The sequence below is a fragment of the Acinetobacter sp. CIP 102529 genome (assembly GCF_000368325.1).
GTDB classification, from domain to species: domain Bacteria; phylum Pseudomonadota; class Gammaproteobacteria; order Pseudomonadales; family Moraxellaceae; genus Acinetobacter; species Acinetobacter parvus.
In genome coordinates this window covers 270,873-296,378 of record NZ_KB849353.1, presented here as the reverse complement: position 1 = coordinate 296,378, position 25,506 = coordinate 270,873, and the positions used below count along the sequence as shown (strand labels likewise).

At 44.0% G+C, this 25,506-nt stretch carries 26 protein-coding genes, 1 tRNA gene, 1 rRNA gene and 1 pseudogene; 15 read left to right on the top strand and 14 right to left on the bottom strand.

Going from position 1 to position 25,506, the window contains the following annotated elements; translation table 11 throughout:
• Positions 1-31: 31 nt before the first annotated feature.
• The 5 genes from F972_RS02310 to F972_RS02290 form a co-directional block, all read right to left on the bottom strand.
• A tRNA-Ile gene (locus F972_RS02310) sits at positions 32-108 on the bottom strand.
• A 177-nt stretch (positions 109-285) separates the two neighbouring features.
• Positions 286-1,822: ribosomal RNA gene (locus tag F972_RS02305) — 16S ribosomal RNA — on the bottom strand.
• A 370-nt stretch (positions 1,823-2,192) separates the two neighbouring features.
• Entirely contained in the window at positions 2,193-3,254 is a 1,062-nt protein-coding gene (locus tag F972_RS02300; protein ID WP_004680504.1) for a DUF6670 family protein, read from the bottom strand.
• A gap of 16 nt (positions 3,255-3,270) precedes the next feature.
• Positions 3,271-4,104, bottom strand: coding sequence for a CDP-diacylglycerol--serine O-phosphatidyltransferase (gene pssA, locus F972_RS02295; protein WP_004674635.1), 834 nt, complete (start codon positions 4,102-4,104; stop codon positions 3,271-3,273).
• Positions 4,105-4,143: 39 nt separating this feature from the next.
• A complete protein-coding gene (locus F972_RS02290) occupies positions 4,144-5,001 on the bottom strand; it encodes a 23S rRNA (adenine(2030)-N(6))-methyltransferase RlmJ (RefSeq protein WP_004674634.1) in 858 nt (285 codons plus the stop codon).
• Positions 5,002-5,119: 118 nt separating this feature from the next.
• Between F972_RS02290 and F972_RS02285 the strand changes: the two genes are divergently transcribed.
• Together F972_RS02285 and F972_RS02280 are read left to right on the top strand one after the other, a co-directional pair.
• A complete protein-coding gene (locus F972_RS02285; RefSeq protein WP_004680506.1) occupies positions 5,120-5,728 on the top strand; it encodes a 2OG-Fe(II) oxygenase in 609 nt (202 codons plus the stop codon).
• A 64-nt stretch (positions 5,729-5,792) separates the two neighbouring features.
• Entirely contained in the window at positions 5,793-6,320 is a 528-nt protein-coding gene (locus F972_RS02280) for a hypothetical protein (RefSeq protein WP_004674632.1), read from the top strand.
• A 24-nt stretch (positions 6,321-6,344) separates the two neighbouring features.
• Here F972_RS02280 and F972_RS02275 read toward each other — a convergent pair whose 3' ends face one another.
• The 4 genes from F972_RS02275 to F972_RS02260 form a co-directional block, all read right to left on the bottom strand.
• Positions 6,345-6,587: a DUF2789 family protein gene (locus F972_RS02275; protein ID WP_004680507.1), complete on the bottom strand. Its 243-nt coding sequence runs from the start codon at positions 6,585-6,587 to the stop codon at positions 6,345-6,347.
• A gap of 157 nt (positions 6,588-6,744) precedes the next feature.
• Entirely contained in the window at positions 6,745-7,731 is a 987-nt protein-coding gene (locus tag F972_RS02270; RefSeq protein ID WP_004680510.1) for a malate dehydrogenase, read from the bottom strand.
• Between the two features lie 169 nt (positions 7,732-7,900).
• Positions 7,901-8,539 (bottom strand): ribonuclease T2 family protein, encoded by a 639-nt coding sequence (locus F972_RS02265; protein ID WP_004680512.1) that lies wholly within the window; start codon positions 8,537-8,539, stop codon positions 7,901-7,903.
• A gap of 73 nt (positions 8,540-8,612) precedes the next feature.
• Positions 8,613-10,511, bottom strand: coding sequence for a lytic transglycosylase domain-containing protein (locus F972_RS02260; protein ID WP_171055724.1), 1,899 nt, complete (start codon positions 10,509-10,511; stop codon positions 8,613-8,615).
• A 309-nt stretch (positions 10,512-10,820) separates the two neighbouring features.
• Between F972_RS02260 and miaB the strand changes: the two genes are divergently transcribed.
• The 5 genes and pseudogenes from miaB to F972_RS02240 all read left to right on the top strand — a co-directional run bounded on the left by miaB (position 10,821) and on the right by F972_RS02240 (position 15,268).
• Entirely contained in the window at positions 10,821-12,272 is a 1,452-nt protein-coding gene (gene miaB / locus F972_RS02255) for a tRNA (N6-isopentenyl adenosine(37)-C2)-methylthiotransferase MiaB (protein WP_004680516.1), read from the top strand.
• Positions 12,273-12,311: 39 nt separating this feature from the next.
• Positions 12,312-13,388 (top strand): PhoH family protein, encoded by a 1,077-nt coding sequence (locus tag F972_RS02250; protein ID WP_004680518.1) that lies wholly within the window; start codon positions 12,312-12,314, stop codon positions 13,386-13,388.
• A 72-nt stretch (positions 13,389-13,460) separates the two neighbouring features.
• Positions 13,461-13,946 carry an rRNA maturation RNase YbeY gene (ybeY, locus tag F972_RS02245; RefSeq protein WP_004680521.1) on the top strand — a complete coding sequence of 162 codons (486 nt, stop codon included), beginning with the start codon at positions 13,461-13,463 and terminating at the stop codon, positions 13,944-13,946.
• Between the two features lie 11 nt (positions 13,947-13,957).
• A pseudogene (locus F972_RS16175) lies at positions 13,958-14,065 on the top strand (antibiotic biosynthesis monooxygenase); the annotation flags it as partial.
• A 144-nt stretch (positions 14,066-14,209) separates the two neighbouring features.
• A complete protein-coding gene (locus tag F972_RS02240; RefSeq protein WP_034427441.1) occupies positions 14,210-15,268 on the top strand; it encodes an RNA-guided endonuclease InsQ/TnpB family protein in 1,059 nt (352 codons plus the stop codon).
• A gap of 41 nt (positions 15,269-15,309) precedes the next feature.
• Here the strand turns inward: F972_RS02240 and F972_RS02235 are convergent, their stop codons facing one another.
• Positions 15,310-16,194, bottom strand: a complete 885-nt coding sequence (locus F972_RS02235) for an energy transducer TonB (RefSeq protein WP_004680524.1) — start codon at positions 16,192-16,194, stop codon at positions 15,310-15,312.
• Between the two features lie 241 nt (positions 16,195-16,435).
• On the opposite strand from F972_RS02235, the gene F972_RS02230 reads away from it, so the two are divergent.
• The 8 genes from F972_RS02230 (at position 16,436) to msrA (ending at position 22,499) form a co-directional block, all read left to right on the top strand.
• Positions 16,436-17,116: a hypothetical protein gene (locus F972_RS02230; RefSeq protein WP_004680526.1), complete on the top strand. Its 681-nt coding sequence runs from the start codon at positions 16,436-16,438 to the stop codon at positions 17,114-17,116.
• A gap of 195 nt (positions 17,117-17,311) precedes the next feature.
• Positions 17,312-18,028, top strand: a complete 717-nt coding sequence (locus F972_RS02225) for a DUF3108 domain-containing protein (RefSeq protein ID WP_004763759.1) — start codon at positions 17,312-17,314, stop codon at positions 18,026-18,028.
• A gap of 144 nt (positions 18,029-18,172) precedes the next feature.
• Positions 18,173-18,748, top strand: a complete 576-nt coding sequence (locus F972_RS02220) for a xanthine phosphoribosyltransferase (protein WP_004763758.1) — start codon at positions 18,173-18,175, stop codon at positions 18,746-18,748.
• 183 nt (positions 18,749-18,931) lie between these two features.
• Positions 18,932-19,774, top strand: coding sequence for a thymidylate synthase (gene thyA / locus F972_RS02215; RefSeq protein WP_004763756.1), 843 nt, complete (start codon positions 18,932-18,934; stop codon positions 19,772-19,774).
• Positions 19,775-19,797: 23 nt separating this feature from the next.
• Positions 19,798-20,307: a dihydrofolate reductase gene (locus tag F972_RS02210; RefSeq protein ID WP_004756163.1), complete on the top strand. Its 510-nt coding sequence runs from the start codon at positions 19,798-19,800 to the stop codon at positions 20,305-20,307.
• A gap of 20 nt (positions 20,308-20,327) precedes the next feature.
• The gene (locus tag F972_RS02205; RefSeq protein ID WP_004680535.1) at positions 20,328-21,383 is read left to right on the top strand and encodes an Lnb N-terminal periplasmic domain-containing protein; all 1,056 of its coding nucleotides are present in this window, start codon (positions 20,328-20,330) and stop codon (positions 21,381-21,383) included.
• Between the two features lie 67 nt (positions 21,384-21,450).
• On the top strand, positions 21,451-21,867 hold the full coding sequence (locus tag F972_RS02200; RefSeq protein WP_228127116.1) for an META domain-containing protein: 417 nt from the start codon (positions 21,451-21,453) through the stop codon (positions 21,865-21,867).
• A gap of 107 nt (positions 21,868-21,974) precedes the next feature.
• Positions 21,975-22,499, top strand: a complete 525-nt coding sequence (msrA, locus tag F972_RS02195) for a peptide-methionine (S)-S-oxide reductase MsrA (protein WP_004674608.1) — start codon at positions 21,975-21,977, stop codon at positions 22,497-22,499.
• A 55-nt stretch (positions 22,500-22,554) separates the two neighbouring features.
• Here the strand turns inward: msrA and F972_RS02190 are convergent, their stop codons facing one another.
• From F972_RS02190 to purU, 4 genes are all read right to left on the bottom strand, one after another.
• Positions 22,555-22,959 (bottom strand): ExbD/TolR family protein, encoded by a 405-nt coding sequence (locus tag F972_RS02190; RefSeq protein WP_004680539.1) that lies wholly within the window; start codon positions 22,957-22,959, stop codon positions 22,555-22,557.
• Positions 22,959-23,579: a MotA/TolQ/ExbB proton channel family protein gene (locus F972_RS02185; RefSeq protein ID WP_004756166.1), complete on the bottom strand. Its 621-nt coding sequence runs from the start codon at positions 23,577-23,579 to the stop codon at positions 22,959-22,961. Before F972_RS02185 ends, F972_RS02190 begins: the two co-directional genes overlap by 1 nt.
• Positions 23,580-23,621: 42 nt before the next feature.
• Positions 23,622-24,374: an energy transducer TonB gene (locus F972_RS02180; protein WP_004756167.1), complete on the bottom strand. Its 753-nt coding sequence runs from the start codon at positions 24,372-24,374 to the stop codon at positions 23,622-23,624.
• A 212-nt stretch (positions 24,375-24,586) separates the two neighbouring features.
• Complete coding sequence (gene purU, locus F972_RS02175; RefSeq protein WP_004756168.1) at positions 24,587-25,450, bottom strand: formyltetrahydrofolate deformylase; 864 nt, start codon at positions 25,448-25,450, stop codon at positions 24,587-24,589.
• Positions 25,451-25,506 lie beyond the last annotated feature (56 nt).

Sequence of the window (25,506 nt, the reverse complement as noted above, 5' to 3'; positions counted from 1 at the left end):
AGCTTGTGATTATTCATCACTTCGTCAGTAGTGGTGGGTCTGACAAGACTTGAACTTGTGACCCCACGCTTATCAAGCGTGTGCTCTAACCAACTGAGCTACAGACCCTGAGAAATAAAAGAAGAGATCGTTGATCTCTTCTTTTATTTCGCAAGACAAGCGCAGCGCGTAGTGCACGACTTATCTCTAAAATTAAAAAAGAGAAACAATACTTTTTCTATCTTTCATTCGATATATCTCGAAGAACAACTTGTTGTGGATTCTTACCGATCGTCAATCTTTCGTTAAGGAGGTGATCCAGCCGCAGGTTCCCCTACGGCTACCTTGTTACGACTTCACCCCAGTCATCGGCCACACCGTGGTAAGCGTCCCCCCTAAGGTTAGACTACCTACTTCTGGTGCAACAAACTCCCATGGTGTGACGGGCGGTGTGTACAAGGCCCGGGAACGTATTCACCGCGGCATTCTGATCCGCGATTACTAGCGATTCCGACTTCATGGAGTCGAGTTGCAGACTCCAATCCGGACTACGATCGGCTTTTTGAGATTAGCATCCTATCGCTAGGTAGCAACCCTTTGTACCGACCATTGTAGCACGTGTGTAGCCCTGGCCGTAAGGGCCATGATGACTTGACGTCGTCCCCGCCTTCCTCCAGTTTGTCACTGGCAGTATCCTTAAAGTTCCCATCCGAAATGCTGGCAAGTAAGGAAAAGGGTTGCGCTCGTTGCGGGACTTAACCCAACATCTCACGACACGAGCTGACGACAGCCATGCAGCACCTGTATGTAGATTCCCGAAGGCACCAATCCATCTCTGGAAAGTTTCTACTATGTCAAGGCCAGGTAAGGTTCTTCGCGTTGCATCGAATTAAACCACATGCTCCACCGCTTGTGCGGGCCCCCGTCAATTCATTTGAGTTTTAGTCTTGCGACCGTACTCCCCAGGCGGTCTACTTATCGCGTTAGCTGCGCCACTAAAGCCTCAAAGGCCCCAACGGCTAGTAGACATCGTTTACGGCATGGACTACCAGGGTATCTAATCCTGTTTGCTCCCCATGCTTTCGTACCTCAGCGTCAGTATTAGGCCAGATGGCTGCCTTCGCCATCGGTATTCCTCCAGATCTCTACGCATTTCACCGCTACACCTGGAATTCTACCATCCTCTCCCATACTCTAGCTGACCAGTATCGAATGCAATTCCTAAGTTAAGCTCAGGGATTTCACATCCGACTTAATCAGCCGCCTACGCACGCTTTACGCCCAGTAAATCCGATTAACGCTCGCACCCTCTGTATTACCGCGGCTGCTGGCACAGAGTTAGCCGGTGCTTATTCTGCGAGTAACGTCCACTATCCTAGAGTATTAATCCAGGTAGCCTCCTCCTCGCTTAAAGTGCTTTACAACCAAAAGGCCTTCTTCACACACGCGGCATGGCTGGATCAGGGTTCCCCCCATTGTCCAATATTCCCCACTGCTGCCTCCCGTAGGAGTCTGGGCCGTGTCTCAGTCCCAGTGTGGCGGATCATCCTCTCAGACCCGCTACAGATCGTCGCCTTGGTAGGCCTTTACCCCACCAACTAGCTAATCCGACTTAGGCTCATCTATTAGCGCAAGGTCCGAAGATCCCCTGCTTTCTCCCGTAGGACGTATGCGGTATTAGCATTCCTTTCGGAATGTTGTCCCCCACTAATAGGCAGATTCCTAAGCATTACTCACCCGTCCGCCGCTAAGATTAGGTGCAAGCCCCCTATCCCCGCTCGACTTGCATGTGTTAAGCCTGCCGCCAGCGTTCAATCTGAGCCATGATCAAACTCTTCAGTTTAAAATCATTAGTAGCTTATGGCTACAAATCTTGGCTCATCAATTTTCTGACAAATATTTCTCAAATAAACTTCGAGTAATTTCTACCATTCAATCAATGATAATATATCGATCAATCAATCAGTAAAAATCCACACAAGTTGTTCTTCTATTCTCTTAATGATCTTCTCAATGATTCGTCATCATCAAGCTAGGTCGGCTATGTTACCCTAAATTTCTTTAAAGTCAACCATCAATTTCAACTTTATTTTAAACCACTTTAAATAATTGATTTAAAACAACTTTTAATCAACAGCACCGCCGATGGAGTCGCATTATAGATCATTCTAAATACCTTGCAACCCCTTTCTTTAAATTATTGCAACAACTGCCTACTTCTTGCACAAATAGGGTTGAAAATGTGGAATTTGGTCCATTATTTGTTCAGTTTTACTTTTTTCCTGCCAATGCAAGGGACGACAGTCCACATATTCGCAGTAGCCTGAACCCTCATAATTTTCATTTTTCCAGAACAATTGGTAGTTGAAGCTTCCCACATAACCCGCTGCCAAGCCAAATTTATAGTCCCCTCGGCTTTGTGCCTGTAGATGAAAAACAACCTCATCATTTTCCTGATACTGCCAAATAAATTCTCTGGGCAAATACATTTCCCGACCATTGGGTGTCTGGATTTTAGGATAGACCCGTGTCACATCAAAAATGACCTGTTTCTCATAAAGTCGTGTTTCCTGTCCCGCAGACTGAATCTCAATTCTTGAAAAAACGATGTTGTTCCATTGGTTCCTTAGTTCTGAGAATACGATTTGTAAGTCTGGAGTCACCTGAATAATTTGATAAGTAAAAAAATTAAAGGCTATGAAAGGTAAGTAAATTGCCCTGGCATGTTTTAAGATACCCTGTGCCTCAATTTGGTATTTCTGTTTTTTGTAGGTGATTTCACCCTCACACTGGCATCTTGCATACCAATAGTCCGCTACACCCCATTGTAAAGCTGAATGATTTTCTATTTCCGCATGGGTATTTACCTTAAGCTGACAACTTAATTCTTCATCAATACGCTTAAAGTAATAATTGGGAAATTCTGCCTGAATATGGTCAACATCTAAAAATTGATAACGGTCCATTTCAAACTGACACTGTTCTTTGGCACTATAACTTTTGAGATGCCCTACAGTGGCAACACTACTACTGACCAAAACGGTTGCGGTATCAATAGCTGTGGTCGCAATTGAGCTGGCGTTATAACAGACAGGAATTCGTGGTTGCCCAATCAGGCTGATAAAGTTGAGGTAATGAAACGGTTCAGGCAAGTTTGGCAAAATCAAGGCCTGATAGACGATCTTGAACAAGCCTTTTGGGAGATAAAAAGTTAAAGCATCTGTCTTATTCAGGTTCAGCAGCTTTAATTGATTGTTATTCATCAATATTGGCATACTGAACCTCCATTTTTTAGGTTGTTATTTTTGAATCATTCTTTTTGGCAAATAAAGTGGTTACCAAGCCTGAAAGAATATAGAGAATAGATACCATCAGGATTCCTACTGGAATGTTGTACGTGATTGCGGCAAAAATCAAGACCACAGGCAGCATCACAACAAAAGGTACACGTTTGCGGTCCATTTGTTTAAATGAGTAGTACTTGATATTTGAAATCATCAATAGGCCAATACCTATCATAACCACACAGTTAACAACCTGAACCACGATATCCTTTAAGTCAAAAACGAATGGAAAATCCTGTTCAACCCAGACCATTGAGATCACCGTCACCGCTGCAAGCGGGCTGGCAATTCCAATAAAGTAACGCTTGTCTACCACGCCAATCTGCACATTGAAACGTGCTAAACGGAATGCGGCACAGGCCGTATAGATAAAGCAACATGCCAAACCAATACGGCCAAGGTCATGTAAACTCCAGCTATACATCAGAATTGCTGGCGCAACACCAAATGCCAATAGGTCAGACAGTGAATCATATTGTTCGCCAAATGCACTTTGTGCCCCGATTGCGCGTGCAACACGACCATCCAGACCATCCAGCAATGCCGCCAGAAAAATGGCATAAATCGCCTGGTTAAAGTTTCCATTCATGCTTGCGATGATGGAATAGAAACCCGAAAGAAGTGCAGCAGTGGTAATCAGGTTAGGCCATAGATAGATGCCACGGCGTTTTACTTTCTGTCCCTCATGCGTCTGCTCTTCTTCTTCCACTTCAAATGTGATGCCATCGAAAGAATGGTCTCTATTATCTAAATCAGAATCTGGTTTAAGAGAATTTGTCATTATTTTCAATTCCTCGAGAATATCGTGACGGTGGTGGGCTTATTCACCCACCAACCAACGCACCGCAGCGTGACCACCATTTTCACTCATGCGCAAATGTGGGAATAGCCATTGTAGAGCCTGGTCCGCATCTTCTGAGAACTTCCAGGGTGGGTTGATCACCAACAAACCACAGCCATTTAACCCGACTGGTGTGTCATCTGGCCATACACAGATTTCGCACACCAACTGACGGCGAATCCCCGTCTTGAACATTTTCTTTTCAAAACGTTCGATCATGGCACGGTCTTTAATTGGATACCAAACCGCAAATACACCTGTAGGCCATTTTTTATAGGCAGTCTGCAACAGCTCAACCAGTTGTGGGAAATCTTTACGCTCGATCTCATAAGGTGGGTCGATCATGACCAAACCACGTTTTTCTTTAGGTGGAATAACACCCAACAAACCCTCATAAGCATCACGCTCATGCAAGCCCATACGTTTATCACGGATGTTGTGGCGTAATTGCTGGAATACATCACGCTGCATTTCAAACACAGTCGCTTTATCAATTTCACGCATCGCCTGCAAGGCAAACCACGGAGAACCAGGATAGCTGCCTTTGCCCTCTTCAGCACGCAGGCTTTCCACCAGTTTCAGGTATTCCTGAATGGCTTCAGGTGCCTGGCGTTTTTCCATTTCACCCAACTGTACCAGACGATGAATCCCTGTTAAGAATTCGCCAGATTTTTGCGCTGGCGCAAGTGATAGATCATACTTGCCCGCCCCGCCATGAGTATCAATATATCGATATGGTTTATCTTTGGCATTTAAACGCGTGAGTAGTTGAAGCAAGAGTACATGCTTCATAACATCGGCAAAGTTACCCGCATGGAAATGGTGACGGTAATTCATGTTGACAATTATTCCTCAATTCAGAGGATAGTTTAACATGAAAATAGAGGCTATTCTTTAGCATTGATGTGATCACCTCAAATTGCCCTATAAACGATTAAGCGTGAACTGGAACTGTATGCAATCTTCTTCCCTCCCAAGCCACTGGAATCTGGACAAGATTCTGGATGATTTAAATGATGCTGGATTTGCCCTGATTGATGAGGTGTATCCAAATGAATATGTACAGGCTCTGGTAGATGAATGTAGTTTACATCTGGAACAGTTCAGGGCGGCAGGTGTACAGAATGGTGTGATGAGTCACATTCGTAGCGATCATATTTTATGGATTGATGGTCAACTTCCGATTGCGCAGCAACATATCCAGACTCTGAAACATTTATCCAAAGTTTTGAATCAGGCTTTTTATCTGGGAATTAAAGAGGTGGAGGCGCATTTTGCCTGTTATCACGCAGGTGAGTTTTATACGCTGCATCGGGATAATCCACAACAGAAAAATGACCGCATGATTTCAACCGTGTTCTATCTGCATAAAGACTGGCAGGAGGATTGGGGTGGTCAATTACGTTTGCAGGATAAGAATGATCAGTGGCATATCATCCAGCCCCTACCCAATCGCCTTGCGATCTTTCAAAGTGATTTATTACATGAAGTTCTGTTATCGAAACAACAGCGTTTATCCATCACCGCATGGCTACGACGTGGAAACTCAATATGGAATGGTTAAATCCTTTAAATTACGAAAAACAGCCCGATATAACTCGGTATAACTGACGATTTTGGATCGATAAATGTCAAATGAAACCAAACAGGTGATTGCACGGATTGGTGAAACCGACCAACTTTATTTAAATGGTAATACCCCTGAACTGGCTTTGGAGCGGGCTGAATTGCGTTTGCAACTAGTCTTGCTGAGCCATGTCCGTCAGGAACAGTTGCATTTTTTGCAGGAAGCGATTGTTCTACTTGAACAGGCTCGCATTGAATATGAAGAAATGCCTTTAAGTCTATATTTAAATCTGTCTTTATGCCTTGCAAAGGCTTATATGATTTATTTTGAATTGACTAAGGAGCAACGGTTCGCCTTAATTACTCAGCAAATTCTTAAACCTTTGGCTTATACCGAAAGCTTAGAGATTTATTTCTTTCTGGCTTATGCCTCAGCAGCGAAAAAGGAACAAGCATTAACGCAACATTGGCTGAAAAAGTATGTCTCCTGTTTAGACCATGATCTGGAACTGTTACAGGTTCACCCTGCATTTAGCCTTGCCCGTGAGAAAGAATGGTTTAAAACCCTGATTCGAAATAAAGCTCACTAATGTGAGCTTTATTTTTATGTGTGCCTATTGAGTGCTATCTAAATGCAGTTGCTGATTCAACTCATCAATCACAATGGCCCAGTCGTCATCTTTATCCCAATGGCTTTTTAGGAAATCACGCTGGCCAGCACTCCAGAACTCAGCCTCATGTAGTTTTTGATCAGCCCCAAGCTGATGGGTTTTTACAAAACTTTCAATTGAGGCATCATCCGCCTCAAGTCCCAGTTGTTCAAATAAAAGCTTAAGCGTTGGTTGTTGTTCAAACATTGTTATTCTCCACATCATTATCCAGATCAAAATAATCTACCAGCAAATACTGATTACATGGAGAGGTATGTCTATATTTTCTTGTTGTTTTTTGTTTTTTATCGCAACAAAAAAAGCACTCTCTTGGAGAGTGCTTTCAATTTATCAAAAAGATAAATTATTTTAGCATGTCAGCAATTGCCGCACGTTCTTCTTCAAGTTCCTGAAGTGTCTTGTACATACGTTCACGGCTGAACTCATCAATTTCAAGACCTTCAACACGGGTGTACTCGCCATTTTCACAAGTCACTGGCACACCGTACATTACGCCTTCAGGGATACCGTAAGAACCGTCAGATGGAATACCCATAGTTACCCATTTGCCATTTGTACCCAACGCCCAGTCACGCATATGGTCTATTGCAGCGTTGGCAGCTGAAGCAGCTGAAGACAAACCACGCGCTTCGATAATCGCAGCACCACGTTTACCAACAGTTGGAAGGAATACATCTTTATTCCATTCCGCATCGTTGATCTTGTCTTTCAAGCTTTCGCCATTTGCAGTTGCAAAACGGTAGTCAGCATACATTGTTGGAGAGTGGTTACCCCAAACTGTCAATTTCTCGATGTCAGCAACCGCAACACCCGCTTTCTGAGCGATCTGGGTCAACGCACGGTTATGGTCAAGACGCAACATTGCGGTGAAGTTTTTCGCTGGAAGGTCTGGAGCAGATTTCATCGCGATATAAGCGTTGGTGTTTGCAGGGTTACCTACAACCAATACCTTAACGTTACGGCTGGCAACTTCGTTTAAAGCCTGACCTTGACCGATGAAGATTTCGCCATTTACTTTCAACAGGTCAGCACGTTCCATACCAGGGCCACGTGGACGAGAACCTACCAACAACGCATAGTCTGCATCTTTAAATGCAACCTTTGGATCATCAGTCCCGATCATGCCTGCCAATAATGGGAAAGCACAGTCATCAAGTTCCATCATTACGCCTTTAAGCGCTTGTTGAGCTTTTTCAACAGGAACTTCAAGCAATTGCAGAATGACTGGTTGATCTTTACCTAACATTTCACCGCTTGCTATACGGAATAGTAAGCTATAACCAATTTGACCAGCAGCGCCTGTAACGGCAACACGAACGGGTTGCTTCATGTGATATTCTCCAGTGAGATGCGTTAGCACGATTGAATTTTCTTGTTATTCAACCGAATTATCATAGACGGCAAAGATTGTACTCTAAAGCGAACATAGATGCATGTGAAAGAGAATGGATTTCAACAAAAGTCTGATAGAAAATACAAATTAAGCTAGAAAAAAATGCCTAATAGCTGCCCTTGATGGTAAATTCGTTTGGACAGCCCGTGACAATATGGCTTGCACATTGTTTGTATTGCCCATTTTTCTGGTAACACACACGGATTTCCGTCAGGATGAAATCGAATCTGGAAGCCTGACAGCTAAAACGGATTCCGTTTGGTGGCAGGGATGGATTGAGCTTGGCAAATTGCTGACGCAGGTTTTCCTTTTGCACCTTAATGGTATTTGGACTTGTCAGGTCGGCAGGAATTTTCAGGCGCTCGGCAAAGTTGATCACCGTCCTGAAATACTGACTGGCATTCATAGGGACACAGCCGCCAACATTTTGCCAAAGTTGAACCCGTGCGTTTTCATCAGGCATAACCCGTGCGACAACTCTTGCCTGCAATGGGCTTAGTTTTGCTGAAGTCTTGGTTTCACAGTTTTTATTGACAGGCACTTCTGGCAGCAGACTAGAGATGGTTAGTGAATAACCCTCCAGACATTTTCGCTGTTTCTGCTTCGATGTATCCAATTCACAAGCCGCAGGCGTCATTTGTATATGCATGACATAACCCACCAGATCGTTATTATCTGCTGCATATAATGGCGCACTGAATGATAGAACCAAGTAGCAGAACAGGCTCTGCAAGGTTAACAACATTGATCGCTTGAATATTTTTTTCAATTTCATCAAATACAAAAACTTCATTGTTTCAAATTAAACATCTCGTGTTCTAGGGTTCATTGCGCACAGGAATGATATTCATGCGTTTCTGCAAGGATTGCGCACCCTGCCCTAGTACCACGCCATAATGTGTTGCATTGGTCATGACATGCTTGACGTAATCACGTGTTTCCAATAATGGAATGCTTTCTGTGTACTGGTCTGCCGCCATGCTCTGGAAATCTGGCTGCCAGCGTCTTGCCCGATTTGGACCAGCGTTATAACCTGCTGTTGCCAGTACCGCATTGCCACTGAGCTGGCTTTGAATCATGGACAAGTAATAGGTGCCATAGCGAATATTGGTATTCATTTCGCTCAGTGCGGCTGGGTTATAGGTTTCCCCCATTTGGCGGGCAACCAACTTGGCCGTGTTTGGCATGATCTGCATCAAGCCACCCGCTCCAACATTGGAACGCGCTGTTGTTACAAATCGGCTTTCCTGACGCATTAAACCATACGCCCAGGCAGGATCAATACCAGCATTGTAACTATGGCTGGTGACATTGCTACGGTGCGGTGTTGGAAAACGGTAGGTGTCGTTATGCTTGTTGATGGTACGGTCAGCCGCATAGATTGCCCGATCATACCAACCCATGTCATGTGCACGTTTTGCCGCGGCCAGCAACATTCCATCATCCTGCTGCAAGTAGGCCTGACGAACCGCCCAGTTCCATTCCCTGTTGATGTAGTTTGCTGGCGCATTCACATCCCGAAGTGCAAATGCACGTCTAAAATGGATGTTTTGATTTAAACGCTGTATATCCTGTGAACTCGGCTGCTCATCATAGGGTTGATGGTTATAACGCTCGCCCAAACGATCCTTGGCAAGCAAGTTATGATAGTCATCACCACTTTGCGCCAGTTTGCGATAAATCTGCTGCGCCGCCTGTTTTGATGCCGCATTTGAACGTTGCTCAGAGGCACGCGCCAACCAATATTGCCAACGATCTTCCTGTTTCTGGGTGACTGACATCGCATCAATCGCACGAATCAAGCTTTCCCATGCACCGAAACGAATCGCCTGACGCGCGTAAATTTCGGCTTCCTCTGGGCTCAGCGGATAGCCATAACTTTGGTCGTAGGCATTGAGCACTTCACGATTAAAACCATTTTTCATCACTGTGGTGCCACCCACATATCCAATGGTACGGTACAAATATTTTTGTACAGGCGGTGGCGTATCCTGAGCCGCGCGCTGGATATTTGCCAGGGCATTGCTTAAATCACTGTCAGCCACACGCCCCAGAGCAAAAATCAGATAGGCATAATCCGCATCATTGGTTTTTGGCGCACTCCATAAATACCCCAATGGGTTTTCCTGAATCTGATTCAACTGGGCAAGTGAAAGATTCAGCCCCATAGTTTGTGCGGTTGCAATAGCCTGCCCCGACTGCCCTGCGCGCAACTGTCCCCACAAGCGTTGCTGACGGTCCTGAGCAGTCATAAGCGGGCTGGAAAGCATCATTCGCCCCAATCCCGTGCATGAGTCAGGCTGGGCATTGGTGGCTAACCAGACATCTTTATATTCCGCATAAACCAGACTGTCGCCTGTCTGTGCCCTGACCTGCGCAACCGCGCAACTTTCGGCCTGGTCTGGATTGGTCACATAGCTTAAAACGGGTTTTGCTTCGCTAAAATTCGCTTGTTTGACTTTTTCTTCTACATAATCCGCCGCTAGCTTCTCAGCCATTGCAGATTTTGGGTAGCGTTGGGCAAAGCTGAGAATTGAGGACGCAGGCTGAAAACCGAGATTGGTGTTGAGTTTCCAATATTCTGGATAATAGCCCAATACATCATTCTGCATCGCAGCTTGATATTGATCCAGCAAGGCGGTGTTGCTGCTATTGGCCGCACGCAGGGCATCGTTAAACTGTTCATCCAGCGCATAGACAGAAGAGCACACAATCATTCCACCAACCGCCACAATACGGCGGAAGTTTTTCTTGTTATTCAGTTTGTTGGTCACGGTTGTTATAAAATCATGTTGCTTATTCATCTTCATCAATACATTTGCCCAGTTTTGCCCTACGGTTATAGTGTAATAAGTCTGGCTCCCCACTATTGTTGTGTTATGTAACTTGCTGATTCATATTCATTAAGATTCACGTAATTTCACCCACAATGTGTCCATTTTTTTCAGTTTTTTATTCTCTGCGCACATCGAAAAATACTGCTATAATCCGCGGTTTGTTTAAATCTACCTTGTTTAGGAGCCTGCATGACGGTTCAAACATTCATTCCCAGTGCTGTAAAAGCTGCCTCAGAAAACACTGTTACCCAGCCAATGCACACCGCTGATGTTTCAATAAAGAAGCTGTATATTGAAACTCAAGGGTGTCAGATGAATGAGTATGACAGTCATCGTATGGCAGATTTGCTGGGTGATTCACATGGCTATGTGCTCACCGACAATCCAAATGAGGCAGATATTCTGCTCATGAACACCTGCTCGATCCGTGAAAAAGCGCAGGAGAAAGTGTTTAGCGGTTTAGGCCGCTGGCGTAAGCTAAAAGAACAGAATCCTGATCTGGTGATTGGTGTGGGTGGCTGTGTTGCGTCTCAGGAAGGTGACAACATCCAGAAACGTGCGCCCTATGTGGACATGGTGTTTGGCCCGCAAACCCTGCACCGTTTGCCACAAATGCTTGATCAGCATCAGGCACAGGTGGAAAAGCCGAAGAAAGAAAAAATCAAACTGGTTGATATTTCTTTCCCTGACATTGAAAAGTTCGACTTCCTGCCTGAACCACGTGTTGAGGGATTTAAAGCCTTTGTCTCGATTATGGAAGGCTGTTCAAAATACTGTTCATTCTGTGTAGTGCCGTATACTCGTGGTGAAGAGGTTTCTCGCCCACTGGATGATGTGTTGGCAGAAATTGCAGGGCTGGCTGAAAAAGGCGTACGCGAGATCAGCCTACTCGGTCAAAACGTGAATGGTTATCGTGGTGAAACCTTTGATGGTGAAATCTGCACTTTCCCTGAATTACTGCGTTTAGTGGCCGAAATTCCAGGGATTGGTCGTTTGCGTTATACCACCTCCCACCCGCTTGAATTTTCAGATGACCTGATTCAATGCTACCGTGACCTGCCACAGATGGTGTCGCATCTGCACTTGCCTGTGCAAAGTGGTTCCAACGATGTGTTACAGGCAATGAAACGTAACCACACCATTGATGTCTACATCGATAAGATCGCGAAATTGCGTAAGGTCCGCCCAGATATGCATTTATCCAGCGACTTTATTATTGGTTTCCCAGGTGAAACCGATGCACACTTTGCTGAAACCCTACAGTTCATTAAGGACTTGGATTTCGACCATTCCTATAGTTTTATCTATTCAAAACGACCTGGTACGCCTGCGTCAGACCTGCCAGATGATACGCCTGAACAGGTGAAAAAAGACCGTTTGGCTCAGGTTCAGCAAGTGATTAAGCAATCAAGTATTGATAAGACCGATGCCATGCTGGGTAAAATTGAACGTGTCCTGATTGAAAAGGTGTCTGACAAGGACCCGAATGTTTTAATTGGTACAGCGGACAATACCCGTCTTGTGAGCTTTATCGGTGATGTCGCGTGGATTGGGCGTTTCGCGGAGATTGAGATCACTGAAATTAAAACTTTAAATTTAGTTTATGGTGAACTCTTGAATCTTGAACCTGACGTGGCGTAATGTAAGGGTATTCCTACACGTGAGCTAAAAGGGTTTCTCTTGACTTCAGCGATTAAACGTACTGTAACGTTCCCTGAAATTTCCATGGAACATTTAAAACGAATGCTCGGTGCATACAACGGGCATTTAAAGCAAATCGAACAACGTTTAGATGTCAAAATTACTCACCGAGGCGATGCCTTTTATCTAGACGGTGATATCGAAACAATCGAAAGGGCCGAGGCACTGTTGCAACGGCTCTATCAAGAATCAGAAATTTCTTCACAAATCAGTGCCGATGTCCTGCATTTGATGATTCAGGGTTCACAGACCGACCGTGAACTGATGGATGATTCAGATCAGGAACATACAGGACTGGATAGCGTTTGGTTGCAGACCCGCAAAGGACGAATCAATCCGCGTGGTGCCAACCAGAAACGCTATGTGCAGCGTATTTTACAAAGTGACATTTCATTCGGAATTGGCCCTGCGGGTACTGGTAAAACCTATCTCGCCGTTGCTGCCGCAGTGGACATGCTGGAACGCAATGAAATCCAGAGAATCTTATTGGTCCGTCCTGCGGTTGAAGCGGGTGAAAAGCTAGGTTTCCTGCCAGGTGACCTCACCCAGAAAATTGACCCTTATTTACGCCCACTTTACGATGCCCTCTATGAAATGCTGGGCTTTGAAAAAGTGGCCAAACTGATTGAACGTCAGGTAATTGAGGTTGCTCCGCTTGCCTATATGCGTGGACGAACCCTGAATCATTCTTTCGTCATTTTAGATGAGGCACAAAATACCACACCTGAACAGATGAAGATGTTCCTGACCCGTTTAGGTTTTGGTTCGCGTGCCGTGATTACAGGTGACGTGACTCAGGTGGACTTACCTCGTGGACAGCAATCTGGTTTGGCTCATGCCTTACGGGTGCTTGAAAATGTCCATGAAATTCATATTACCCGTTTCCATTCCCGTGATGTGGTGCGTCATCAACTGGTACAAAAAATTGTTGAGGCCTACGAGGGCTGGGACAGCGAACAGCAACGCCTGTCTGCTGAAGCCCGTGCCGAACGCAAAGCTCGACAAGAAGCATTGATTGCAGAAAATGATTCTGCGGCAGATGCACAACACATTTAAAAATCCCCCTCACTCCCCCTTTTATTGCAATACTTTAATCGCATATCAGGGGGACGATTTTAAGGATCTATTTTGAAAATCAATTTAAGTCTTCAACAAGACTTTCAAGCGAATGAATTACCACTAAAACGTGGTCAAATTAAAAAGCAGATTGAAACCACACTGCGTCATGTTGGTTTCAATACAGACTGTGAAATAGGTATTGCCTGTGTTGATCTGGCAGAAAGCCACGAGTTGAATCTACAATACCGCGAGAAAGACAAACCCACCAATGTACTGTCTTTTCCAAGTGACATTCCAGAAGAAGTGCTTAGCTTACTGGATGCAGAACCTTTGGGTGACTTGGTGATTTGTATTCCCGTGGTTTTACAAGAAGCCGCAGAACAGCAAAAAAGAGCAACTGATCATTTCACCCATTTATTGGTTCACGGCATCCTGCATTTGCTTGGCTATGACCATGAAACCACTGAAGCTGATGCTGAAGAAATGGAAGCGTTGGAAATTGAGATTCTTAAAAAGCTTGGTGTTGCAAATCCATATCAGGCAGATGAAATCTAGAATAACCTCCCATGTATATCGTTATTTTTAAAGCCACTGTCAAAGAACTGGATTCAACCCACTCAGCAATGGCACAAAAGCTGAGGAATAAGGCATTGAGTCAATTTAAAGGAATAAGGCATTACGTTTTATCCATTGGAGCGTAAAACCTCGGGGTTTAGCCCGAGGATATAAGCGACTGGCGTAAGCCATACGACATGAAATGTCGTTTTAAATACTTTTGCCATAATCACTATTAAGAAAAATACGGTTAAAATAATTGTATGAAGACACTCAAATTACGCATAAAAGACAAACATTGCAAGGTGCTAAATCAGATGGCATCTGAGGTGAATTTTGTCTGGAATTACGTGAATGATTTGTGTTTTAAACATCTACAACGAAAACAACAATTCTTTTCAGCATACGATATTGCTAAATACACAAAAGGCACATCGAAAGAATGCAATTTGCATAGTCAAACCATTCAAGCCATAACAGAAGAACTCATTACACGCAGAAAGCAATTCAAAAAAGCAAAATTAAAATGGCGAGTCAGCAATAAAAAATCAGCTAGGCGTTCATTGGGCTGGATACCATTCAAAAAAGTTGCAATCAAATATGCTGATGGATATGTTCAATACGGCAAGCATCAATTCAAACTATGGGACAGCTACGGACTAAGCAAATACAATGTTAAAACAGGCTCGTTTGTAGAGGATAGTCGTGGGCGTTGGTATGTCTGTCTTGTAGTTGATTCAATTAAAACAGAGAAAACCAGCGCTAAAACCTCAATTGGTATAGATTTGGGATTAAAAGACTTAGCTACTTGTTCAGATGGTATAAAGCTCAAAGCTCCTAAAATCTATCGCCAATATGAACAAAAACTTGGCATAGCCCAACGAGCTAGAAATAAGAAACGTGTCAAAGCAATTCACGCCAAGATTAAAAATATACGTCAAAACATGCTGCATCAATTCAGCCATAAACTGGTGAATGAACATGCAGCAATCTTCGTTGGCAATGTAAATGCCAAGGCATTAGCACAAACTAAATTAGCTAAATCAGTGCTAGATGCAAGTTGGACAACACTAAGAACCATGCTCAAGTATAAATGCGAGAACGCAGGGGCATGGTATGAAGAAGTCAATGAGGCCTATACCACCCAAACGTGTTCGTGCTGTGGCTCACGCTGTAGTAGTCCGAAAGGTAGGACAGGTCTTGGAATAAGAGAATGGCAGTGCATGGAGTGCGGTACGCTCCATAATCGAGATATAAACTCAGCACTGAATATTCTTGCGCTCGGACATGAGCGTCTAGCAGTAGGAATCCCCGTCCTTTAGGTCGGGGAGGATGTCAATCAATATGCTGTTCGCCCATATAATCAATGCACCTCAAATTCAGCATCGACAGGATCAAAACGCCAGGTACGCACAATTCGTAACTCAGAAATATCTTTCATATTGGCATCAAAAGCTCCAAATGGTGCACCACGGCGTACAGAGGCTTTTGCTGCCTCATCCAGAATTGCATGTCCAGAGCTTTCAATAAGGCGAATGGCACGGATACCCCCCTGCGCATTCAGGATGACCATTAGACGCACTTCACCCGACAGGCGCTGTTGTTTTGCTTCATCTGGATAGTAACGGTTGCCATACAACTCAACTTTCTGACGGAACTTATCCAGATAAGCCGCCGAAGCATCCTGCTTTGCCTGAATGCCATCAACCGTTTTAATACGCTGTTTACGGCTAAAGTTTTGCTGGCGTTTCAGATACTGGGCCTCAAGGCTTGCCACCATTGCCGCTTTCGCCTGAAACTGGCTTTGCAATTCATCCAGTGCCTTTTTCCGCTCACTCTGTTCAGCCTGTTTCTGCCAGCTAAGTACGGTCATCAAGACTTTTTCTTCGAATTTTAATTCCCGTTTTTGTTGAACCTTTTCCAAGCTTTCCAGTTCTGACTCACCTGTCGTTGCATCGGCCTGCATTGGTGAGGGCATGTCACTCGACATCAAGTGTGCCTCGCGGAATTCACCTGAACCCTTTTGGTCAGCCTGTGCCAAAAAGTCGGCATCTTTCACCTGCTCCTTGCTGGGATGAACCGTGACCGCAATTTCCTTGGTTGAGGTATCGGCGGGTGATGGCATCGCAAACTGAATGGTCAAAACAACACCATGCAACAGCATCGCCAAAGCCACTGCTGCAATAAAGACTGGATCTTGCCACCAATAAGGAGACAGTTCAGAACGAAAATTTATTTTCTTCAACATGCGATTCAAGCGACAAAAATGCCTCATCCCCAACGGTGGTTAACGTATAAAAACCTAACCGATATTCAAAATTTTACAAAAATGTGATCCACTTATAGCTACAGTGTTTCCATACCATCATTTTATGAAAATGTAGCAATTAATTTTGCTACACTGCAAGTTAGAAATTTATTTTTATTTTTAGTTATTACAAAGATTGTGGCATTGCATTAAAAACAATTCACTTTCTGGAACAACTTTTATGCAAACGCTAATTTCATCCGTTGTTAAACGTCTACGTAAAGTTTACCAAAAAGCCGAAGAATTCATCGAAGAAGAAAGAGAGTTTTCATTGTCACAAGTGTTTGTCAATGCGACAATGGAACGTTATGTCACAGAAAATGTCAGTATTATGCAAGACCTGCATGCTGACCTCTATGATGGCTGGCTACGCCTCTATACCACTCTGGACGTTAAGGGCTTACACACAACTTTATCTGTCGACTTAAAATTGATTCAGATGGAAATGAATCAAGATGTACAGTTAATGGTGTTTGAACAGATTAGCAATACTCAGGTCATTGAAGCACGTTTCAAGCACATCTTGCAGAAATGGGGATTTTATATTGCGATTTGGTATTATCAAAAATTTCGTGATGAAGATCCTCTAGGCAAAATTTTAGAGCATTTTAAAGTCGTTAGTGTCGAAGGTGATTTACTTTATCTTGATTTAAACCAATGGTTTAAAAATAAGCCAAGTATTATCGAAACACTGAGCAAGGTGCATGTGAACCGTGCCAGAGTACGCCCCGCCGAATTGATTGTCTGGGGCAATGTCAATCTGGCCGCAATCCTGTATCCATCCAACGAAGATCACCTTGATGATGATGGGCTGGACGAGACTGAAGTTACCCCTATCCAACAGAAAGATAGCAGAAGGTAAGGAAATCGCATACATAGGGCATGTTATAAAATCTTTCACGCCTCAAAAATACACATCTTCATGTTTTATACGAAAAATTAACAAGCGCTTAGTAAAAAACCTGATCTTTTCTTCATAATCTACAGGCATAATAAGCATAAATCTTAATGATAAATGAGTGTTCTACTTTGCGACTCACTCAAAGGAAACCATGTTATGACAAAGAAATTATCGAAAGTTCTTGGTTTTACGACAGTAACCTCAGCTGCAATCCTATGTGCAGGCTTATCGAGTCATGCATTGGCAATGGCCCCTTTTCAGGCGAGCTATCAGTTCAGCTACAACAACAAGAATCTCGGTTCTGCGACACGTACCCTTTCGCAACAAGGCAACAACTGGACCTATGTATTCAATGCAAAGGCAGGTGGTATTGCATCCGCAACTGAAACCAGCCAGTTTAGTTTTGTGGACAATAAAATCATCTCACAAAAATTTAACCGCAGCAGTAAAGTCCTGATCCACAATAACACCATGAGCATCAACTTCAATCCAGCCAGCAAGGTGATCAACACCAAAAAGGATGACAAAACCCGTTCATTTGCCTGGCAGGCAGGGGCACTGGATGAGTTGAACGCCGAACTCCAGTTGCGTGAAGACCTAAAGAATGGCAACACACTCCAGCCGCGCTACTTGATTGCTGATGACAAGGCTGTGGATGAACGTCGTTTTGTGAAACAGGGCAACGAAACCGTCAAGACCAATTATGGTACTTTTAACACAATTAAGGTGGTACTCCAGCATGATAAGCCTGAACGCAATACCGTTTTCTGGCTGGCACCAAAGCTCGACTATCTGCCAGTAAAAGTGACCCATAATGATGGCAAATCATCCTATGGCCTTTTATTGACAGGCTATTCAGGGAAAACCAACTAATTTTTAAAACAATATGCGGCTTCGGGTTCAGTGTGTAAATAGGGTTGAAAACTACATTAACCCGATAATTTTGGCTTGCAATTTTTGGGATGCTTTTTAAAATATGCCTTTGCTTGAAAAAGCATCCGTTTAGAGGATTCTCCCGTGTACGCTTTAGAACAGAAAATCTTAAATGAAGGTATTGTTCTATCTGACCAAGTCTTGAAAGTTGATGCTTTCTTAAATCATCAAATTGACCCCGTGTTAATGCAACAGATTGGTAAAGAGTTTGCTGCTCGTTTTAAGGATGCGGGAATTACCAAAATCATCACCATTGAAGCATCGGGGATTGCGCCAGCCATCATGGCGGGTCTGGAACTTGGTGTTCCTGTAATTTTTGCCCGTAAATATCAGTCCTTAACACTTAAGGATGATCTTTACCGCTCTAAAGTGTTCTCATTCACCAAACAAACTGAAAGTACCATTGCCATTTCAAACAAGCATCTCAGTTCAACCGACAAGGCACTGGTGATTGATGACTTTCTGGCAAATGGTCAGGCTGCACTGGGCCTCATCGACCTCATTCATCAAGCCAATGCGGAAGTTGTGGGTGTGGGGATTGTGATTGAAAAATCATTCCAGCCAGGCCGTGATGTCTTGCTTGAGAAAGGCTACCGTGTTGAGTCGCTGGCACGCGTAAAATCTTTGGCGGATGGTAAAGTTAGCTTTATCACAGAATAAGCCTGACTGCTGACGAAAGGGCGCCTTGAGCGCTCTTTTTTTATATTGGAAAATGAAAAAATACTACACATCGCAAGTGTCATGCTGGGCGCAATCAGGGTATCATGACAACAATTTTGCTGTTCCATATTCATTGGTTTCAATCCCTATCCTGATTAACCACAGAATGTTTTAGAGAAAGTTATGCGTACATATTTAGACCTTTTACAACATATCCTCGACAATGGCGGTGACAAGGGTGACCGCACTGGAACGGGTACACGTTCGGTATTTGGTCATCAGATGCGCTTTGACCTTTCCAAAGGTTTCCCACTTTTAACCACAAAGAAAGTTCACTTTCGTTCCATTGTGATTGAGCTACTTTGGTTCCTGAAAGGTGACACCAACGTTCATTATCTCCAGGACAACAAAGTCACCATTTGGGATGAGTGGGCAACTGCGGAACAAACCGCACGTTTTGGCCGCCCAGAGGGTGAGCTTGGGCCTGTCTATGGCCACCAGTGGCGCAACTTTGGCGCAACCCAAAATGAAGATGGCAGCTACCAGCAAAATGGTTTTGACCAAATCAAGTGGCTGGTCAATGAAATCAAAACTAATCCCAATTCACGCCGTTTGATTGTGTCAGGTTGGAATCCAAACGAGGCTGGGAAAGTGGCTTTGCCGCCCTGTCATACCCTGTTCCAGTTTTTTGTTCAGGATAACAAACTGTCATGCCAGCTTTACCAGCGTAGCGCGGATGTTTTCCTAGGTGTGCCATTTAATATTGCCAGCTATGCCCTGCTTACACATATGATTGCGCAGGTATGCGGTTTAGAGGTAGGTGACTTTGTCTGGACAGGCGGTGATACGCATTTATATGCCAACCATTTTAAGCAGGCCCAGTTACAGCTTACGCGTGAACCCTTATCGTTGTGCCAGTTAAAGCTTAACCCAGACATCAAGGATATTTTCGATTTTAAATTTGAAGATATTGAAATTGTGGGTTATGAATCACATCCTGCGATCAAGGCACCTGTGGCAGTTTAAAATCAGATGAGGGAGACGATCAAATGGCATGGCAAGGTATAGAAGTTGTTCACGTGGTGGCAATGGATAAAAACAACTGCATCGGCAAGGGCAATGCTCTACCCTGGCATATTTCTGCTGACCTCAAGCATTTCAAGGCCATCACCCAAGGTGGTGTGGTGATCATGGGCCGTAAAACCCTGGAATCAATGGGACGTGCCCTGCCAAACCGTGTGAACTGGGTGATTACCCGTGATCCGTCATGGCAGTATGAGGGTGTCAAGGTGGCGCACAGCATCGAAGAGGCACTTGATGGTGCACTTACAGACCTACAACACGCTGAAAAGTCATCCTTATTTATCATAGGTGGAGGAGAGATCTTCAACCAAACACTTGCGATTGCCGATCGCCTTGAACTGACCCATGTGGATCTGGATGTTCGGGGAGACGCACATTATCCAGAACTCTCTGAGGATTTTTATAAAGTAAACTCAGAACATTATACTGATGAAAAAACCGATATAGCGTTCGAGTTTGCAAGCTACCAAAAATAAAAAATGGATTGCGAAGGCTTATGCATAACATTGCATCACGAGAGTTCTTTATTGCTCTAGGGATTGGTTTCCTACACAGCCTTTTTGCCCTGTTCGTGATCATCTCCAGTATCTGGTTATGCCTTGCTTTATGGATTCAACAACCTCTTGGAACGCTGCTTAGCCGTGTGGTCATTGTCATCTGGGGCTTATTTGCCCTGAGTCTGATTGGCTTTTATGTCAGTGGGCATTTATTTAACCGCCGTACCGACATCATTATCTACTTTCTGGTGTTTGCCTGTTCACTTGGCTGGTATTTTTCCCAGGATGCAAAACAGAACCGAGACTGGGATCCTGAAGTTGCCGAGCAGTTGAGTTATGAAAAACACGGTGACCTTGTAACCTTGCATAAGGTCCGCAATTTTGACTGGCATAAAGATGGCAGCTACGATATTCGCTGGGAAGACCGTCACATAGACCTGAATAAAATCACGGGCGTGAATGTGATTACCTCCTACTGGATGGGGCCACAAATTGCCCATACATTGGTCAGCTTTGATTTCTCTGATCAAAAGCCCCTGGTTTTTTCTATTGAAATTCGCAAAGAAAAGGGTGAAGAGTTTTCAGCCATTGGCGGTTTTTTTCGTAAATATGAACTTAGCCTAGTTGCCTCTGACGAAAAAGACATTGTGTATACCCGAAGCAATATCCGCCATGAACAAGTCTATTTATTTCCCATTAAAATGCCTGCCACTGAACGCAAGGCCCTCTTCATCGAGTATCTCGACAAGGCTGATGAGTTGCAAGCTGAGGCGAAATGGTACAACACGCTGACCAGTAACTGTACTACGCTGGTATTTGATATGATACAGGCGATTAATCCACAACGACTGCCTAAAGATTACCGTTTATTGGCATCAGGCTATCTACCCAATTACCTCTATGATCTTAAGGCAGTGGATCAAAATTACAGCATGAAAGAATGGTATCAGATGGCCCATATCAATACGCGTACCGCAGATTTTGGGCAGCAGTCAGACCAAAGCAGTGAGGCATTTTCCAGATTGATTCGAACAGGTTTACCAAAGAATGAATAATTAAGTATAAATTCACGTGAATATTTACCAAAAACTACGTTCATCCTACGAAAAGACATATAAAACCGTGAATCATTTCATATTATATTTTGATGTAATATATTCAGCAAAACAAACAATTACCCTATTTGAACGTCCGTGGATTGGCACAGAAATCAACGGCAAATTCCTAGAGGTCGACAGTCCCAACCGCCCTGCTATTTATTTTGATGCAAAAAACAAGCGTTTTGCAGGTGCAGATGGTTGTAACAAAATACAGGATAGCTTTGACAGCAATAATCAACACTTAAAGCTGGGTCAAATAGCGTCAACATTAATGGCCTGTCATGGTGCCCAGGATACTATTTCTCGTGAATACAATGATGCACTGGCACAAACCAATCGCTATGAGGTGAAAGGACATGAGCTGAAGTTTCTAGATAAATCAGGTCAAACTTTAGTGAAGTTTGTGACGGTTATTCAGCCGCTTCCTTTCAAGAACTGATAATGTCTTGAAGTAAAAAGTAAAAACCCGTTTCAAATACGGGCTTTTACTTTTTAGGCACTTCGTTTACTTTAATAGCATTCTGAAAAATTAGAAAAGGGAAATATATGCAGCAGGCACTGTTTGGTGGTGGATGTTTTTGGTGTGTAGAGGCTGTGTTTTTACAACTTAAAGGTGTAGAAAAAGTGGTGAGTGGCTATGCGGGCGGTATTGTCCACAACCCAAATTATGAGCAGGTCTGTCAGGGCAATACACAGCATGCCGAGGTGGTCCTGATTGATTTTGATGAACAGCAGATCAGCTATTCACAACTCCTGAACGTGTTTTTCACCACACATGATCCAACCACATTAAACCGTCAGGGCAATGATATTGGCACACAATACCGTTCCGTCATTTACTATTTTAATGATGAACAGAAACAGCAGGCTGAACAGGTCATTCAGGGTCTGGAAGATGAAAACCTCAACATTGTCACCGAGTTAAGTCCAGCACCTACATTTTATCCTGCGGAAGAGTATCACCAGAATTTCTATGCCCGTAACCCATCACAGGGTTATTGCAACTTTAGCATTCCACCCAAGCTTTCCAAGCTACGCTCGAGGTTTGCGGACTTGCTCAAAACCGAATAGCCAAAAAAAAGCAACTCATCATAGAGTTGCTTTTTTTATCCAGCCCACTACAAGATCAGTTTTCACTGGCAAATGCGATATCTGTCAAACCTGCCTCACTGGCACGGGACATCACCTGAGCAACTGTATCATATTTTGATTCTTTATCCGCCCTTAACACAATGGTAGGCTGAACAGACTGCTTCGCCTGATCCTGAAAGCGTTGCTCAAGCTCATCCAGACTTACCACTTCCGCATTCCAAGCCACTTCACCTTGCTGGTTCACGTTAATCGTGATCGGTTTCTGTGGCGGTGGCTGTATCTCAGCCGTTGTTTTTGGCAAGGTTAATGGAATGGAGGGGTTGGCAACCGTTGCTGTGACCAAGAAAATAATCATCAATACCAGCATAATGTCGATCAGAGGAATGAGGTTCATCTCATTCATGCCACTATCGTGGTCTTCACCCAATTGAAAACCCATTAAGCCTGACCTCCAACTAAGCTTTGTTGAGTCGCTTTAGTTTCTGTTTTTATAGGTGTCTCTTGCTGCAACATCGTATCGATTAACAGGCTATGCGCTTGATCTTGTAAATCATGTGCCAAGCCACGATTGAAACGTACACAAACGTTGTAAGCCAATACCGCAGGAATCGCTACAGATAATCCCAAACCAGTCATGATCAACGCTTCACCAACAGGTGTTGCGACTTGCGCTAAGCCTGCCTGACCGCTCGTACCTACAGCGACCAGTGCATGGAAAATTCCCCACACCGTACCAAACAAACCCACAAATGGTGCAAGTGAGGCAATCGTCCCAAGAACAGAGACACCTTTTTCCGCCTGTGACTTTTCGGCAGAGATCTGGCGAAGCAATGCCTGCTCCGCAACCGCCTTGCGCTGTTCAAAGGTTAAAGGCTGTAGTTTAGATTTCAACGTCGCCAGAGCCTGAGCAAGCTGGGCATAGGCCTGTTGCTTCAACTGGCGTGTTCCCAATAAGCGTAGAATGAAAATAGTCCATGTCGCAATCGACATTGCTAATAGGATGAAATACAGTGTTTTACTTACTGCATCTGCATGTTGCCAATAAACTGAAAAGTTCATACACGAACTCCTGATTTTATCTGTCGCGAGGACTCAAATTGGTTAAGGACTAAGATCAAACGGTTGTTCTGCGCGAATTGGGTACGCAACACCATTTTCCATATAGGGTTTAAATTTCGCACTTTTAACGGCACGTAAAATCTTTTCATCCAGACCTGGCAAACCACTACTGCGCGTAATACGGGCATTGGTAATTTTACCTTTCTCATCTGCTTCGATGAGTACCATTGCCGAACGCGGCTGGTTTTCCAGATCTTTTGCGGACACTGACAGTTTTGGTGAACGGCTCCACTGCACGCCTGAACCACCAATTGAAACACGTTTTGGCGATGGATCGGCTGGCGGCGCTGCGGGTTTAGGCGCTTCAAAAACAGGCTGAGGTTTCTCAATCACTTTTTCTGTGACAGTCGTGTTCACCACAACCGACTCAACCTTTGGCTCAACTTTTTCAACCACAGGTTTCGGTGCCTCAGCTTTTTTAACCTGCTGAATTTTTTCTATTTTCTTAGGTGGTGGTAATGCCTTTTCAACCACCTTGATCTGTTTCACTTCTTTTTTAGGTTCTGGTGGTTTGGGCTTTTCTTTAGGCTTCGGTGGCTCAGGCTTAGGTGGTTCCTGAATCTTGACAAATTTTATCCTGATTGGATCTTTTTCAACTGGTTTAAGTTCCATCGTTTTCATGTGGTTCACCGCCCACAGAACTCCCACATGACCCATCACGACCACCACGAGGGCGGCAAGGATTTTTTTCTTCATCGGATGAGATGTATTCAATAGTGCAGGAGATTGACTCATGAGAATCTAGTTACCTAATAGATGGTGACGCTTTAAAAATAAAAAACGATTTCACTCATCGGATAGAACAATGAAAGTGCCGTAATAATAAATGAGAAGTGTTTTCATTTTCAACTATTTTTTCTTGTCGAATCATTATCCATTGAAAAATAGACATAAAAAAACATGCCCTGAAGCATGTTCTTTTTACATAATGCATACACAATAACAGATTAGAACACTACGGTTTTATTGCCATCGACAATGATGCGGTCTTCCAGATGCCATTTGACTGCACGTGCCAATACATTACGCTCTACATCCTCGCCCAACTCGCGCAATTGCTCAACATTGTAGTCATGGCTGACACGTTCAACATCCTGCTCAATGATTGGCCCCTGATCAAGGTCGGCAGTGACATAATGCGCTGTGGCACCAATCAGCTTCACTCCTTTCTCATAGGCCTGTTTGTACGGGTTTGCACCAACGAAAGCAGGCAGGAATGAATGGTGAATGTTGATGATCTTCATTTCCCATTGCGAAACAAACTCTTCGCTCAGGATTTGCATATAACGCGCCAGAACCAATAGGTCATTGCCTTGCATCATCTCATTGATCTGGGCGTAGGCTTCCACCTTGTTGTCCTTGTTGACAGGCACCACATGGAACGGAATACCAAAATTTTCAACTGATTCACGCAAATCTGGATGGTTTGAGATGACTTGGGTAATTTCACATGGCAATGAGCCACGTGCATGGCGCCATAACAATTCCAATAACGCATGGTCCACTTTAGAAACCAGAATACCCACTTTCTTTAACTCACCCACAAAAGTGAGTTTCCACTGCATTTCATAGCGATCTGCAACATTGGCCGCAAAGGTTTGCATCAGGGCTTCTTTACGGGACTGTAAATGATCCAGCTCAAACTCAACACGCATAAAGTAACGTCCGCCTTGAGCTTCTGTTGCGTACTGATCAAGTGCGGTAATGTTTGCTCCCTGATGATACAAAAAGCTCGATACAGCTTGCACGATCCCTGGCTTGTCTTCGCAAGTAATCAGTAGTCGTGCCGTATGGGCAGTGGTCGTGTTCATGTGGTTAATATCACTTATTGGAATCAAAATTAAAAATCAAGCCGAGCATTCTAGCT